This window comes from Streptomyces sp. NBC_01478 (genome assembly GCF_036227225.1).
Lineage (GTDB): Bacteria > Actinomycetota > Actinomycetes > Streptomycetales > Streptomycetaceae > Streptomyces.
On the sequence record NZ_CP109444.1, the window covers coordinates 6,271,912 to 6,286,533 of the forward strand.

Here is a 14,622-nt window from a genome sequence, read left to right on the forward strand (position 1 = left end):
CCGGCGGCCCCGCCGGATCCGGCCGCATGCCACGCGGCCGGATCCGGTACGGCCGGTCAGGTGGGCCCGGCAGGGCTCCGGGAGAAGGCCGTGTCGCCGGCCGTCGCCACGATCGCGTCCTTGACGAGCAGCACGCGCGGCGGATAGCTCTGCACCTTGTCCCCGGGGTCGTCCAGCGCGGAGGTGCTCCAGACCTCCGCCCCGGTACGGCTGTCCAGCGCCAGCAGACGGCCGAATCGGTTGGAGAAATAGACCCTTTTGTACGTCGCCGACACCGCGGGCGCGGACAGACTCTCCACGTCCGTCGTCCGCTGCCAGAGCCGCTTGCCGCTGTCCGCCGACACCGCGGTGACCGTCCCGTCGGACCGGACGAAGTACACGACGCCGTCCACGAGAGTGGCCGCGCCGGTCAGCGGACGCGCCAGCGGTATCCGTCTGACCTGCCCGGTCTCCGGGGTCACCCGCAACAGCGCGTTGTACGGCCGTTCGTACCCCGCTTCGTACACGTCCTTCGCGGTCTGGGGGGCGAGGAACAGGGGCTGCCCGCCGACGGCGCCGAGCGCTTCCGCCTTCCTGGGCAGCGTGGCCGTCTCGGCCAGGCTGTCGGGTCCGAGCGTCATCAGCTCGACCGGGGCCTGGCCTGGCTCGTTGCCCTGCGAGCACAGGGCGTAGGGGACGCCTCCCAGCGCCGACGGAGTGCAGTACTCGTCCAGCGAGGGCGCCTGCCACAGTTCCTTGCCGGACGGCCCGTAGGCCACGAACGACGAGTAGTCGGGAGACATGGTCAGCAGTCCGCCGTCGTACAGGACCGGGTCCTCGGACTTGTTGATGTCGCGTTGCCACCGCCGCTGTCCGGTCGTGGCGTCGACAGCCACCACGCGCCTGGTGTTGTCGTCCGGATCCTCGTACACGTAGACCAGCCCGTCGCGGACGCCGATCGGTTGCGCCCCCTGCGGGCGGGTGCCGGTCCGCCACCGGATGCGGCCGGAGGCCGCGTCGATCCGGGCGGCCGTGAAACCCGTACCGCCGCAGAACAGGGCGCTTCCCTCCGCCACGCATCCGGGGCCGTCGTAGTCGAGCGGGATGCCTTTCACGTCGTACCGCAACCGCGTCTGCCACGGCCGCCAGTTGGCGGGCAGTGCCGCGGCCCGGGCGGTGGCGGTGGCGGTGGTGGCAGCGGTGGTGGCGGTGTCCGAGTCGGACACGAAGACCCCCACTCCGACGCACAGCCCCGTGACGGCCAGCACCGCACCGAGGCCGGTGAGCAGTGTCCGGGCCCGGCGTCGCCCGCCGGTACCGATGCCGGTCGTGGCGTCCGCGGGGGTTGCGGCCGGGGTGGCGGGTGCGCTCCGGGACATGGAGTCGCGCAGGGGTTTCGCGGACGGCCCGGTCCTCGGGGACCCGATGGCGTCCGATTCCGGCAGCGCCTGGAGCATGCGGTGAATGTCCGTCAGTTCCGGCCGTGCGGCCGGGTCCTTGTCCAGGCAGCGCTCGACGATGCCGAGGAGCGCTTCGGGCACGCCGTCGAGGTCAGGGGTCCCGAACACCACCTGATAGCCGGTGATGTACGGGCTGTCGGCGTCGAACGGTCCCGTGCCGACGGCCGCGAACACCAGCAGCGACCCCAGCGAGAACACGTCCGAGGCCGGGGTGACGTCCCGGGGAGAGGACACCTGCTCCGGTGACATGAAGGGCGGAGTGCCGATCATCCGCCCGGTCGTGGTGAGGCTCTGGTGCTCGGAAGCCCGCGATATGCCGAAGTCGATGACGCGCGGCCCGTCCTCGGTCATCAGGACGTTGCCCGGTTTGAGGTCCCGGTGCACCAGGCCCGCCCGCCGGATGTCGCGCAGCGCCTCGGTGAGCCCCAGCCCCAGCGCGCGCAGTTCCCGCAGGCTCAACGGGCCGTCCTTCCGCACGACTTCGGCGAGGTTGAGCCCCGGCACGTAGAGCGTCGCCATCCACGGCTGGCCGGCGTCCGGGTCGGCGTCCACGACAGGCGCGGTGAAGGCGCCGCTCACTCTGCGCGCCGCCTCGATCTCCTGCCGGAAGCGCGTCCGGAACTCCTCCTCCTGGGCATACGGCCCGCGCACGACCTTGACCGCGACCTGCCGTCCCGAGGGGGAGACTCCCAGATAGACGACCCCCATGCCGCCCGCCCCGAGCCGACCGAGAAGGGTGTAGCCGCCTATGGACTCCGGGTCCCCGGTGTTCAGGGGCGTCATCGCCGATCATCCTTCCCAGGGCCTGCCTACGTCACGGGGATCAGAGTAGGGCCTGATCCGCGCGACGGTTCGCCCGTCCGGACGAGGGCTCAACTCCTGACCGGGCGGCCGATGTCGAAGTCCGAGGGGACGGGGGACGAGTGAGCCCCCGCACGGCGACGGCCTCGTGCTCCCCCGTCAACGGCAGTGGCGTGCCACATACGCCTCCAGCGGCTCCAGCGCGCCCCACGCCTGGTCGAAGCTGTCCGCGAAGTACGTCAGGAAGGCCGACCCCTCCACGCTGAATCCCGTCAGTTGTTGACGGCCGGCACCGGAGAAGGACAGAAAAGTGACGGAGTCGTCCACGAGGCCGGTGTTGTGCCAGGCGCAGGAGGCGGTCCAGGGCATGACGCGCGCCTCGTAGGAGTAGATGTCCGTCGTTTCCTCCTGGTGTTCGCGCAGCCATTGCAAGTAGTCCGCCCGGGGCGCTCCGTTGCGCTCGGGAACACCGATGATGCGCCGGACACTGGCACCCGCACCGGAGTGGTCCCTGGCCCACTCCAGCACCGTGCTGAAGTACTCCGCCACTTCCGCCGCTCCCCAGTGACCGGGCGGGTGGAGCCGCACGTAGGTGAGCCGGATCTCGCGGCGAGCCGTCCGGACCCGGTCGGCGATGGCGCGGTAGAAGGAGGTCGGGTCCGGGTAGCGCACCATCTCGGCCCGCAGCGCTTCCACCGGCGCCTCGGGCCCCTCCCGCTTGAGCGTGTCCAGTTCCGTCCTGGCCTCACGCCACAGCGCCTGCCACTGGCTCCAGTCCCCGCCCAGTACGGCGACCAGGCGGCGGGTGACCATCTCGCCGGGCAGCCGATGCCCGCTGAGGGCCTCGGAGACCGTCGACGGACTGCACTGCGCCCGCGCGGCGATCGTCTTGATCTGAAGGTTCCCCTTGGCGATACGCAACCGGCGCAGCTCCGACGCGAACTGCCGCACGGGTAACGGCGCGCCGCGCAGGTGGGCGTCCATGGTTCCCCCCAAGAGCCTCGCCAGGTCCGACGACCGCGATCGTCCCACTCTCGCCCGGCACCCGCCGAACTTCACCGAATCCCACCGAAGAAGCCCGAATTCTTCCGATGCTTCCGAGAAAGCCGGACTGCGCAGGAATCCTTGGACCGCGTGGTGGGACGGCTGGTCGAATGGCCGACAGCTCCAGCCGAGGAAAAGACGGGGAAGGTGAGCAAGCATGCCGATCGACCTGAGGATGTCGCTCCGCCGCCACTACATGACATTTCTTGCCGTGCTCGTGACCGGGATCGTTCTGATCATGGCGGTCAACGGCACAGCACAGCCGACGGAGGTCTACCTGAACTGCCTTCTGGCAGTGGCAGGCCTGGTTTCCGGCTACGCGCTCGCCCCGCCCGAGGCCTCCCGCCCGGGCGATCCGGACCAGCGGCCCGGCGTGACGGAGAGCGAGGCCTAGCGAGGACCGCGTCGCGGTAGCCGTCGCCGAGGCCGCCGAAAGACCCCTCCACCACACAAGCCCGGCGTCGTCGGGGCATGCTGGTGGTCCTGCGTGCGGGCCGGGAGGTGCTGGGATGCGGTGGTGGGCCGGAGGATGGACGGTCGCCGTGGCGGTTGTCCTGGCGGGGTGCCACGCGTCGGAAGGTGGTGGATCGGTGGGAGGGTCGTCGCGCAGCGGTGACTCGGCGGGGCCGTCGGCCAGTGCGTCGACGCATACGCCGGCGGCGCCGTCCGCCGGTGCGACCGCGGGAAGCCCGTCGGTGTCGGCCACCGGCTCCTCCACTTCGCCGGGGAGCTGTGCCGCCGGGCACGCGGAGGTCACCGTCAGTCCCGGTGACGCGGTCGTACAGCGGCTCTGTGTGCGGCCCGGGACCGTGGTGTCGCTCGTCCTGCGGCCTCGCCCGGACGACAAGCGGTGGACGGCCGTGCGGAGTTCCGCGCCGGCTCTCCTCCTGGCGTCCGGATGGCGGGTGGACGCGGACGGTACGGCCCACGCCTCGCTGCGGTGTGCGGGGACGAGGGGCGGTACGGCGGACGTCACCGCGTCGGCGAAGGCGCCGGATGTGGCGGGTGCGGCGCGGGTCGCCTTCACGCTGCACGTGAGTGTGGTGCCGTACACGACGCAGGGGTGACCCCGGAGACCCGGGATCACCCCTCCGACTGCCGCCGCGTCAGCGGCAGTTGCGCACGTCGATCGTGTAGATGCCGCGGCCGTGCGTGGCCGCGTACAGCGTCCTGCCGTCCGGGCTCAGCTTCAACTGGAGTACGGCGACGGCCGGGAGGTTCCCGACGCGCTCCCAGGTCGTACGGCCCGGCGCGCGGTAGACGACGCCGAGGTCGGTGGCGACGGCGAGGCCGCCGTTCGATGTGACGACCGCGGAGTTGGTCGGCACGTCGGGGAGGTTCTTCGAGATGTCCTTCCAGGTGGTGCCGCCGTCGGTGGACTCGAAGACGTGGCCGACGCCGGCGCCGGGACCCTCGGTCCAGTGCCGGGAGAAGCCGTTGACCGCGAGGTAGACGTGGTCGGCGTTCTTCGGGTCGACGGCGAAGCCGGCGAGGTAGCGGTTGGGTACGGTGCCGTCCGCGCCGGTCGCCGGGAGGGTGATGTCGTGCCAGCCGGTGCCGTCCGCGTTGCCGACGGAGATGCCGCGGGCGAAGCCCTGGTTGTTGCAGGGGCCGCACCAGGCCGCGTACACCTTGCCGCCCGAGGCCGCGACGGCGGTCGCGGTGCGTCCGGCGCCGAGGTCGTAGACGCTGGTCCACTCGTCGCCGCTGCGGATGGCGTAGCCGTGGGTCTGGACCCAGATGTGACGGCCGCCGGCGATCCAGGTCGAGCTGTTCTTCATGTCGGCCGTGATCGGGGCGATGAAGCGGGCCTCGCCGGTGGCGTTGTCGGCGGGGGCGACGTTGTACGACGTGATCTTGCTGGGGTCGGTGACCCAACTCCCGTCGTTGATGGCGCAGTTCTGGGTCACCTGGATCGAGAGGTAGACGTACTCCTCCGCGATGTTGCAGCCGTTGGCCGGATCGGTGAGCGTGTCGCCGCCGTCACCGCCGAAGTTGGAGCCCATCACCGTGTCATTGCTGCGCAGGATCGACTGGCCGTTGTCCTGGAGGCCGCCGGTGACGGAGACACCGCCGTAGGTCAGGTCCTTGCCGACGCCGACCGAGTAGTACTGGAGGGTGTCGATGGTGCCGTCGTTGAGCGAGGTCCAGTCGGTGGCGTGCCCGGAGGCGTCCTGCGAGCCGTCGAGCGGGCGCTTGTAGACGCCGCCGTCGTTGCCGACGTAGACGAAGCTCTTGCCGTGGTAGCTGCCGATCGCGACGCCGTGCTGGTCGGAGTGGGTGGTCGGGCTGCAGTCGCCCGTCTGCTTGGTGGGGTCGATGCTCCAGCAGGGGAAGCCGAAGTTCCAGTACGGGCCGACCGTGGACCAGTTGGTGCCGCCGTCCTTGGTCTCGTAGACCTCCTCCAGGCCCGCGTACACGTGCTCCGCGTTCGCGGGGTCGACGGTCAGGAACTGGTTGTACCAGGCCTGCACGCCGGGCATGTAGCCGCTGGAGGTGAGCGCCGAACCGTCGGCGGCCAGGCCCTGGTAGTCGGCGATCTTCGTCCAAGGTCCGGTGGGAGAACCGGACTTGGAGACGTAGATGCCTTCCAGGCCGCTGTCCGGGTTGGTGTTGAGCTGCTCCGGGGACTGGTCGATGGCGTAGTAGCGCGAGCCGTCGGCGGAGCGGGCGAAGGTGACGTTGCCGACGTTGTCCGCGTCGGCCGGCAGGTCGCCCAGGCCGCTGGTGATGCGGGTCCAACTGCCGTCGGAGCCCTTGGTGTAGAAGCCGTTGTAGTCGTCACCGCTGCGCCAGCCGACCGCGAGGACGACCTTCGAGGGGTCCTTCGGGTCGATCGCGATGTCGTTGGCGATGTTCTTGTACGCGGCCGAGGCGTCGCTCGCGAGTGAACCGCCCGGCAGATAGGCGGGGTTGGGCGCGAACTCCAGCTTCCAGGCGCCGCTCAGCTTCTTCGTGGAGTGGCTCCACACGCCCTCGCTGGTCGCCGCCCACACCTTGCCGCCGCCGAAGCGCAGTTCGTGGATGGTGGTGGACTCCAGCTCGTCGCCGCCGACCCGGCTGCGGGAGGAGAACGTGCCGTGACGGGGGTTCGACAGGACGTAGACCCCGCTGCCGAGATACGCGTCCGCGTTGGTCGTCGCCTCGCCGGTGCCCAGCCACAGCCGACCGGCGCCGTCCAGCGCGAGCGCGCCGGTGGACTGGGCGGGCAGTTGGTCGCTGATGGGCTGCCAACGGCCGCCTCCGGTACGGGAGCGCCACACTCCGCCGCCCGCGCTGCCCGCGTACACGTACCCGTCGTCGTCGGCGGCCATCGCGGCCATCCGGCCGGTCACATTGCCCGAGCCGCCGCTGGAGTTGGAGTCGTAGTCGCGGTAGCGCGGGTCGTCGGAGTTGTACGGCAGGTTCGTGATGTTGCGCCAACTGCCACCGGTGCTGGGCAGGTTGGCCAGACTCGTCCAGGCGGCGCCGTACGCGCCGGGTGCGACGATGCCGGGTGAGGTGCGGGCCTCGGCGTACTGGTCCGCGCCCTCGGCTATCTCGTCGGCCTCGTTGCCGTCGTCACCGCCGTCGTCGTCCGCCTTGGCCTTCGGGCTGACGGTACCCACCGACTGCCCTCGTTCGGCGGCCAGTTGAGCCAGTGCGCGGGCCCCGAAGGGGCTGCTGTCCCCACCGGGCGCGGCGCCGGCGGGTATCGCCACGAGTGCGGCGGATGCGGTGATGGCGCAGATCGTGAACCAACGTCTCTTGCGGGTCGGTACTGACACCAGGTCCTCCCGGGCGGGCACGGATACAGCCGTTGGGGACGACCCGACCACCGGGGGCGGGAGGAGTCCGGCATTTGGACAGCCCTTGACCAGAACCTGTCACTATCGATGGCCGGAAGCAGACCCGTTCATCGCGTCTTCATCGGGGCTCCGGGTCAGAGCGCCGCGGTCCGCGCGCGGGCGACGACCGGCAGCACACCGGCGAGGACCAGTGCGATGCCGCCGGAGATCAGCAGCGGAAGGTGGCCGTCGGCGCCCCAGGCGAGCCCGGCCCACACGCCCGCGAGCAGGACGGCGGCGCCGGTGGCGCCCTGGAAAAGGCCCTGCGCGGTGCCCTGTTGGTGGTCGGGGACGAGCGTGGAGATCCAGGCCTTGCCGACCCCGTCGGTGCAGGCGGCGAAACCGCCGTAGAGCGGCAGCACCACGAACACAGCCCAGGGACTGTGGATCAGGCCTAGGCCCAGGTAGCCGATCGCGAAGAAGACCAGACCGGTGGCGAAGACCAGCGGGCGGGGGAGCCGGTCCGACAGTGCTCCCGCGGGGTAGGACAGGGCGGCGTAGACGAAGTTGTAGACCGCGTACGCGCCCACCACCCCGGCTGTCGACAGGCCCAGTTCGTGGGCGCGCAACAGCAGGAGCGCGTCGGGGAAGTTGACCAGGTTGAAGGCGAGCAGCACCGTGAGGACCCGCCAGTAGGGGCGGGGCAGGGACCGCCGGGGCGTGCGTGCGGTCGGCGTCGAGGAGCCGTCCGTCCCCTTGGCCCGGGGGTCGCGGACGGCGGCGACCAGCGCGACCGATGCGACGGCGGGGATCACTGCGATCCAGAACAGCGGGCGCAACCGGTGGTCGAGCGCCTCGTACAGGACCAGCCCGACGAGCGGGCCGACCACCGCGCCGGCGGTGTCGGCCGCCCGGTGCAGCCCGAACACCTTGCCGCGCTGTCCGCTCGGAACGCCTTCCACGAGCAGGGCGTCGCGAGGCGCCCCGCGCATGCCCTTGCCGAGCCGGTCGGTGACCCTGGCGACGAGGACCAGCGGCCAGGCGGACGCGAGCGCGATGAGCAGTTTGCCGACCGCGGCCAGGCCGTATCCGGCACCGATCAGCGGACGGCGGGCGAACCTGTCGGCCAGGCGCCCGGCGGCCACCTTGGTGATCGAGGCGGCGCCCTCGGCCGCTCCCTCGATGGCACCGACCGCGACGGGCGGGGCGCCGAGCACCACGGTCAGGAAGATCGGCAGGATCGGATAGAGGAGTTCGCTGGCCGCGTCCTGGAGAAAGGACACCCCGCACAGCACCTTGACGTTGCGGGTCAGCCACGCGGGGCGGCGTCGGGTCGGTGGCGGGGTGCTGCCGGGATCGGTCACGGGTACAGGATCTCCAGGAAGCGGTGGAGCGCCATGGGCGGGACGGCTTTCGGGCCCACGCAAGACCATCGCGACCTGCTCGGCGGACCGCCCCGCCCGCATGGTGCGGCTGTCGACCATGGTGCGGCTGTGGTGCGCGCCCCGCCCACCGGTCCGGACAACAAAGAACCCCCGGGTCATCGACCTGGGGGTTTCCTGGGTGAGTTCGGGGCGCTCGTCTCCAAGGGGCTGACGAACAAGCAGATCGCGAGGGTCCTCCGGACCGGCGAGCAGAGCGTCGAGTGCCCATTGTCGCGACGGCTCACGTGCCGGACTCGCCATGGCGATGCCTGCCGGCCGACTCCACCTGTGAGCCCGTGCCGCGTCTGTCGCCCTCCCCTGGTCGGTGGAGGGGGCCGGAAGGTCAGATGCTCGGGTCGGGCTTCCGCGCGACGGTGTCGCCTGCCGGCAGGGCGCGGAGCATGGCCCTGTAGAGGTCGTCGTGCGCGGGCGAGGCGGGAAGGGGGGCCCGGGCCGGGGCCTCGAAGGACTGGATCATCAGGGCTACGACGCGTCGCCAGGCGTCGGGAGCGGCGTCGCCGCAGGCGTTGACGACGCCGAGGTTGGCCATGTGCAGCAGTACCAGGTCCGAGGGGTCGAAGTCCTCGCGCAGCCGGCCCGTGGCCTTGGCGCGGCCGATGAGTTCCACCATGCCCTCGTACGCCTCGTTCCGGCGCTTCTCCATGGCCCTGGCGGTGGGGAATGTCATGGTCAGTACGTCGGCGAAGCCGCTGTCGGCGGCCTGCATCGCGCAGGCGGCCTCGATGTAGCCGGTGAAACCGTGCCAGGGGTCGGGGTCTTCGAGGGCGGTGGCGACCGCGTCGGCGTAGGCGTCCATGCGATCGGAGAAGACGGCTGCGACCAGCGCTTCCTTCGTGGGGAAGTGACGGAAGACGGTGGCGATCCCGACACCTGTCTCGCGGGCCACGGAAGCCATCGAGGCGCTCAGGCCGTCGCGTCCGAACACGGTGCGCGCGGCGGCGAGGATCCGCCCCCGGTTGCGCTCGACGTCACTGCGCACAGGCTGGGCGGCGGGGGCGTCGGAGTGCTGGTCGCCGGGGTTCATGAGGGCAGTCTAGCAATCGGAAAGCCCTATCCGTTTCGTGTGCTACGGTGGTTGCAGTGAATCGGAAAGGGCTATCCGGATCTCGAAACGGATAGCTCATTCCGTATCGCCACTCATCTCCTCATCTCCTCATCTCTTCAACGACGTCCGTCTCCTCGGCGGACGTCGCACGAAAGGATCGCTGTGACCAGCATCGCCATTGTCGGAGCCGGCCCCCAGCTGGGCCTGGCCATCGCCCGTACCTTCGGCTCCCAGGGCTACGACGTCGCCCTGATCGCCCGCAACCGCACCAAGCTCGACGATCTCGTCGGCACACTCACCGCCGAAGGCATCACCGCCGCCGCGTTTCCGGCAGACGTGCTGGACCGTGACGCCCTCGCCCAGGCACTGAAGGACGCCGCCACGCAGTTCGGTGGGATCGACGTCCTGGAGTACTCCCCGGTCGGCACCTTCGGCTCCACCGTCCTGACCACTCCTGCGGACACCGAACCGTCCCATGTGCAGCACGAGATCGAGTTCCAGCTCTACGGAGCCATCGCCGCGACCAAGGAGGTTCTGCCCGCGATGCGGGAGGCCGGCGCGGGCACCCTGCTCTACACCACCGGCGCCGGTTCCATCGACCCCGCTCCGCAGGTCGGCAATGTCAACGCGGCCGCGGCGGCGCTCCGCAACTGGGTGATCAACCTGCACAAGGAGCTGGACGGTACCGGCATCCAGGCCGCTCATGTCGGCATCGACGTGTCGATCGGCACCCCGGCCGTCCCCGGGTTCCCGACGGCCCAGCCCGAGGAGATCTCCCCCGTCTACTGGGAGCTGCACACCACCGACCGCGACCAGGCCGAGCGAGTCTTCGGAGGCTGACCCACGGCTGATCGTCCTGCCAGGAGCACCACACCCCACGTCGTCCCAGCATCTGCCCGGCGAGGAGAAGTCATGACCTGCGCGGGCGACCGCGAGATCACGCCGTGGCTTCCGCCGCTCCCGAGCGGGCCATGTTCCGCCGTCCGAGCACTGCGCACGCCGGGTGCGGGGGCATTTCGTATGGTGAACCACCTTTCCAGGCAGACCAGTTGGGACCGCTGTTCTGGCGAGGGCTTCTGTCGGCACACCGCCCATGGATACCTCTACGCCGCACCCGGCGTATGAAGCGGCCGACGCACTGGGCCCGCGAGAGCGCAGCCCGCCACGACGCGGAGACCCGTACCCAGGTCGACGAGGGCATCACACGCGTCTTCCAACTCCTCGGAAAGCGCTGGAACGGCCCCATCATGTCCGTACTGACTGCGGGGCCGGCGTACTTCGCCGACCTGCGCCGGGCGATCCCCGGAATCAGCGAGCGCATGCTCTCCAACCGGCTGACCGAGCTTGCCGCCACGGAACTTGTCGTGCGCGAAGTGGACGAGGGGCCGCCGCTACGGGTGTCCTACCAACTGACCGAAGCGGGCGCGGCGTTGGAGCCCGCGCTCAAAGAACTTGCGGAGTGGGCGAAGATCCATCTCCCGGAGCCGAGTCGGCCGGCCGACCGCTGAAACCGTACGTCCGAGGACGGCGGCAATGACCAGGAACCACTCGGCGGTCGGCGTGCGGCCGCTCCGCGACGACCGGCTCGCCCACCTCCAGCAGGCCGAGGACAGCCACGTACTCCACCAGCTCCTGAACGGCTGACCCTCACTACCTCAAGGGGTTCCCCATGACCAAGATCCTCCTTCTGATCACCGCCGCCTGACCACTGGACGCTGGCTGACGGCACGAAGCAGCCGGCCGGATTCTGGGCCGAGGAGGCGCTTGGCCCGTACGCGGACTTCAAGGAGGCCGGGTACGGGATCGCGGCGGCCACCCCGGGCGGCGTCCCGCCGACTGCGGACGCGCTCAGCCTCACACCGAACGCCTCCACCTCCTGTGCAAGGCCGGCGTGCCCGAGGCACACCTGTCCAGGCTGCGCTCCCCGATCGGCCTGGACCTCGGAGCGCGTACGCCCGAGGAGACAGCCATCTCCATCACGGTGGAGATCATCGCCCACGCCCGCCGCGGCACGGGACTGCCGCTCAGCCGGGGCACGGCTCCGATCCACTGGCGCACAGTCGCCGTCGGCTGACGGGAACCAGGTTGGGCGCAACTGTCCCTTTGCGTAAGCGACTTCGGACGCAGGCGAACGCTCTGTGGCGTGGGTCACTAGAAAGGCGTCTCGCGATTTGAGACGAGTTGCCTCTCCGCCTCGAAAATCGAGCCCCGAGGAGACTCCGGCGGCGCCTCCCACCTGCACTTAGGGCACGCCAAGGGCGCGCCGCCCTCGAATTGGACTAGACAACAAACAACCCCCAGGCCACTGACCTGGGGGCAAATCCTGGAGCGGGTGACGAGAATCGAACTCGCACTCTCAGCTTGGGAAGCTGATGTTCTACCACTAAACTACACCCGCGTGAGACGCCGGTTGAACCGGTGTCGGAACGCTCTGTCACTGTACCGCATGTCGGGTCCCTGGCGCTGAGGCCGCGGGGGCCCGGTCGTGTTTCGGAGGGCGGACACGGCTGCGGCGGGCCGGAGTTGGGGCGTACGGTGGACGCGTGGAAGAGGGTCTGGGTGGGACCGGAGTGCCGCCTGGAGAGTCGTTCCTTTCATCCCGTAATGTGGCATTTGGCGTCCGGCGAGCAGCAGCCGGACGCGGCTCTTGGGGAAGGGACTCATGGACTTGATGGAGCGCACCGTCGTCCGATGTGCCGATGGGCACGTGTTCAGTACCGCTTCGTTCCCGATGCAGCAGGCGGAGCGGCTCGGCCCCGGCCGGCTCGTGCGGTGTCCGCGGTGTGCCCGGCTCCGCAGCGTGGTGCTGGTGACCTTGGAGAAGCAGTAGAAGTAGGAGCAAGGCAGTAGTCGCTGGCGCGCGGGTCCGTCCGATTGTGGTCGGTCCGCGCGTCTTGCGTATCCTCGGGGCGTGCTTCTCTCAGACAAGGACATCCGGGCCGAGATCGACGCCGGGCGGGTCCGGATCGATCCCTACGACGAATCCATGGTGCAGCCGTCGAGTGTCGACGTGCGCCTCGACCGCTACTTCCGGGTGTTCGAGAACCACCGCTACCCCCACATCGACCCCTCCGTCGAACAGGCGGATCTGACGCGGCTGGTGGAGCCGGAGGGTGACGAGCCGTTCATCCTCCACCCCGGCGAGTTCGTCCTCGCCTCGACCTACGAGGTCGTATCGCTCCCCGACGACCTCGCCTCCCGCCTCGAAGGGAAGTCCTCCCTCGGCCGGCTCGGGCTCGTCACGCACTCCACCGCCGGTTTCATCGACCCCGGCTTCTCCGGGCACGTGACGCTGGAGCTGTCGAATCTCGCGACGCTCCCCATCAAGCTCTGGCCCGGCATGAAGATCGGCCAACTGTGCCTGTTCCGGCTCAGCTCACCGGCCGAGTTCCCGTACGGGAGCGAGCGCTACGGCTCCCGCTACCAGGGGCAGCGCGGGCCCACCGCCTCCCGTTCCTTCCTCAACTTCCACCGGACGCAGGTGTGAGCGTGGACGCCGTACGGGAGAACCTGACCTACGACGCGTTCGGCGTCGCCGTGCGCGAGCTCGCGCAGACCATCGCCGACGACGGCTACGAGCCCGACGTCATCCTCAGCATCGCCCGCGGCGGGGTCTTCGTCGCCGGGGGCCTCGCCTACGCCCTCGACTGCAAGAACATCAGCCTCGTGAACGTCGAGTTCTACACCGGCGTCGGCACCACCCTCGACATGCCCGTGATGCTCGCCCCCGTCCCCAACGCGATCGACTTCTCCTCCAAGAGGGTCCTGATCACCGACGACGTCGCCGACACCGGCAAGACGCTCAAGTTGGTCCGCGACTTCTGCCTGGACGCCGTCGCCGAGGTGCGCAGCGCGGTCGTCTACGAGAAGTCGCAGTCGCTGGTGAAGTGCGAGTACGTGTGGAAGCGCACCGACGACTGGATCAACTTCCCGTGGAGTGTGCTGCCTCCAGTACACAGGTCGGGGGAAGCGGCGAGGCCCAACACGGAAGCGCTCTAGCAAGCCCTCAAGGTGCACGGCCGTTGGCCCCCGTGTTAGCGGATATCGGTCATGTGGGTAACACACCTGAGTGGACTGGATATCTCCGGTGAGCACACTGGCCGGCGCCGTGGTCGGGGTGGGTTCCGCACTGATCGCTGAGCGCATCCGCTCACGTCGCGACCTGGAGAGGGAGGGCGCGCAAACACGAAGGGCGGTTTACTCCGACTTCCTCATGGCACTCAGCCGAGGGCACTCGGAGATGCGGATGGTTGTTCTCAAACCTGACCGCCCGACCGGCGAGCGACTATACGGTGATCTTCATCGAGCCCTGGACGGCTCGGGCGTCTGGAGGCTGAGACAGAGCCTGTCGCTCACCGCCTCGGCCGAGATCATCCAACTGGCGGTGAGCGCGTGTGAGGCACTGACTCGGTTGCGGGACGGGCTCATCGAGGATCCGGATGTCAGTAGCGACCCGTACCTTCGGGTGAGGGCCGACCTCTGGAGGGAGAACGCTCATCTTCGAGAGGCCATGCGTAGAGACCTGGGCATGGACGGACCACCGGACCCCGAGGTGGATCAGTACCGCTATCCGGCCACATCCTGAACAGGAAGCACTCTGACCTGCACATTTTCCAGGTTCCTGAGGGAGTTCCTCGCCAGATCGGCGAGGGACTCTCCGTAGCTCCGGGGTTGCGGTACCTGGCTGCTGTACTGCAGGATCCCGGCGGGGGTGATCATGGAACGGCGTGTGCTGGAATCGCTGTTGGCCGGTGATGACGAGGCGTCCGTGATTGCTCTGGCCACCCTCCGCAGCGGCGCTACCTACTGGGTGGCGGACCAGGCACAACCCGCGGGCCAGCATGCCGGAGTCTTCCATCGCCGACTTCAGCGCATGCGGATGCACGGACTCGAACCTCTTGGGCTGGAACGAGCAGTGCAGCTCGTCCGCGAACATGGCCGGCCCGTACGCACAGGGATGATCGACTCTGCCGATCGGACATGGACCACCCTGCTCTTCCTCACCGAGGACGGCAGCGCACTAGTGGCCTGCGCCGGCTGGCCGCTGCCGCTGGTTGCCAGGAAGCCACCGCTCTAGGAGC

General features: G+C 69.6%; 14 protein-coding genes, 1 tRNA gene and 1 pseudogene. 10 read left to right on the top strand and 6 right to left on the bottom strand.

Going from position 1 to position 14,622, the window contains the following annotated elements:
• Positions 1–56 precede the first annotated feature (56 nt).
• Both OG223_RS28425 and OG223_RS28430 read right to left on the bottom strand, forming a co-directional pair.
• A complete protein-coding gene (locus tag OG223_RS28425) occupies positions 57–2,222 on the bottom strand; it encodes a protein kinase domain-containing protein (RefSeq protein WP_329254474.1) in 2,166 nt (721 codons plus the stop codon).
• A gap of 177 nt (positions 2,223–2,399) precedes the next feature.
• Entirely contained in the window at positions 2,400–3,224 is an 825-nt protein-coding gene (locus OG223_RS28430) for a helix-turn-helix domain-containing protein (RefSeq protein ID WP_329254477.1), read from the bottom strand.
• Positions 3,225–3,441: 217 nt separating this feature from the next.
• Here OG223_RS28430 and OG223_RS28435 point away from each other — a divergent pair, with 217 nt between their 5' ends.
• Positions 3,442–3,678 carry a hypothetical protein gene (locus OG223_RS28435; RefSeq protein WP_329254480.1) on the top strand — a complete coding sequence of 79 codons (237 nt, stop codon included), beginning with the start codon at positions 3,442–3,444 and terminating at the stop codon, positions 3,676–3,678.
• Positions 3,679–3,979: 301 nt separating this feature from the next.
• On the top strand, positions 3,980–4,351 hold the full coding sequence (locus tag OG223_RS28440) for an acetyl-CoA synthetase (RefSeq protein ID WP_329254482.1): 372 nt from the start codon (positions 3,980–3,982) through the stop codon (positions 4,349–4,351).
• Positions 4,352–4,390: 39 nt separating this feature from the next.
• Here the strand turns inward: OG223_RS28440 and OG223_RS28445 are convergent, their stop codons facing one another.
• The 3 genes from OG223_RS28445 to OG223_RS28455 all read right to left on the bottom strand — a co-directional run bounded on the left by OG223_RS28445 (position 4,391) and on the right by OG223_RS28455 (position 9,520).
• On the bottom strand, positions 4,391–7,051 hold the full coding sequence (locus tag OG223_RS28445; protein WP_329254485.1) for a WD40/YVTN/BNR-like repeat-containing protein: 2,661 nt from the start codon (positions 7,049–7,051) through the stop codon (positions 4,391–4,393).
• Between the two features lie 155 nt (positions 7,052–7,206).
• A complete protein-coding gene (locus OG223_RS28450; protein ID WP_329254487.1) occupies positions 7,207–8,415 on the bottom strand; it encodes an MFS transporter in 1,209 nt (402 codons plus the stop codon).
• A gap of 403 nt (positions 8,416–8,818) precedes the next feature.
• On the bottom strand, positions 8,819–9,520 hold the full coding sequence (locus OG223_RS28455) for a TetR/AcrR family transcriptional regulator (protein WP_329254491.1): 702 nt from the start codon (positions 9,518–9,520) through the stop codon (positions 8,819–8,821).
• Between the two features lie 183 nt (positions 9,521–9,703).
• Between OG223_RS28455 and OG223_RS28460 the strand changes: the two genes are divergently transcribed.
• The 3 genes and pseudogenes from OG223_RS28460 to OG223_RS28475 form a co-directional block, all read left to right on the top strand.
• Positions 9,704–10,381, top strand: coding sequence for an SDR family NAD(P)-dependent oxidoreductase (locus OG223_RS28460; protein WP_329254494.1), 678 nt, complete (start codon positions 9,704–9,706; stop codon positions 10,379–10,381).
• A gap of 281 nt (positions 10,382–10,662) precedes the next feature.
• Complete coding sequence (locus OG223_RS28465) at positions 10,663–11,049, top strand: winged helix-turn-helix transcriptional regulator (protein WP_329254497.1); 387 nt, start codon at positions 10,663–10,665, stop codon at positions 11,047–11,049.
• Positions 11,050–11,396: 347 nt separating this feature from the next.
• Positions 11,397–11,615: pseudogene (locus tag OG223_RS28475) on the top strand (XdhC family protein); the annotation flags it as partial.
• Between the two features lie 250 nt (positions 11,616–11,865).
• Here the strand turns inward: OG223_RS28475 and OG223_RS28480 are convergent.
• A tRNA-Gly gene (locus OG223_RS28480) sits at positions 11,866–11,939 on the bottom strand.
• A 309-nt stretch (positions 11,940–12,248) separates the two neighbouring features.
• On the opposite strand from OG223_RS28480, the gene OG223_RS28485 reads away from it, so the two are divergent.
• From OG223_RS28485 to OG223_RS28505, 5 genes are all read left to right on the top strand, one after another.
• Positions 12,249–12,371 (top strand): hypothetical protein, encoded by a 123-nt coding sequence (locus tag OG223_RS28485; RefSeq protein WP_329265930.1) that lies wholly within the window; start codon positions 12,249–12,251, stop codon positions 12,369–12,371.
• 81 nt (positions 12,372–12,452) lie between these two features.
• Positions 12,453–13,028: a dCTP deaminase gene (gene dcd, locus OG223_RS28490; protein ID WP_329254500.1), complete on the top strand. Its 576-nt coding sequence runs from the start codon at positions 12,453–12,455 to the stop codon at positions 13,026–13,028.
• A 2-nt stretch (positions 13,029–13,030) separates the two neighbouring features.
• The gene (locus tag OG223_RS28495) at positions 13,031–13,540 is read left to right on the top strand and encodes a phosphoribosyltransferase (RefSeq protein WP_329254503.1); all 510 of its coding nucleotides are present in this window, start codon (positions 13,031–13,033) and stop codon (positions 13,538–13,540) included.
• 88 nt (positions 13,541–13,628) lie between these two features.
• Positions 13,629–14,126 carry a hypothetical protein gene (locus OG223_RS28500; RefSeq protein ID WP_329254506.1) on the top strand — a complete coding sequence of 166 codons (498 nt, stop codon included), beginning with the start codon at positions 13,629–13,631 and terminating at the stop codon, positions 14,124–14,126.
• A 144-nt stretch (positions 14,127–14,270) separates the two neighbouring features.
• Complete coding sequence (locus tag OG223_RS28505) at positions 14,271–14,618, top strand: hypothetical protein (protein WP_443073752.1); 348 nt, start codon at positions 14,271–14,273, stop codon at positions 14,616–14,618.
• The last annotated feature ends 4 nt before the right edge of the window (positions 14,619–14,622 follow it).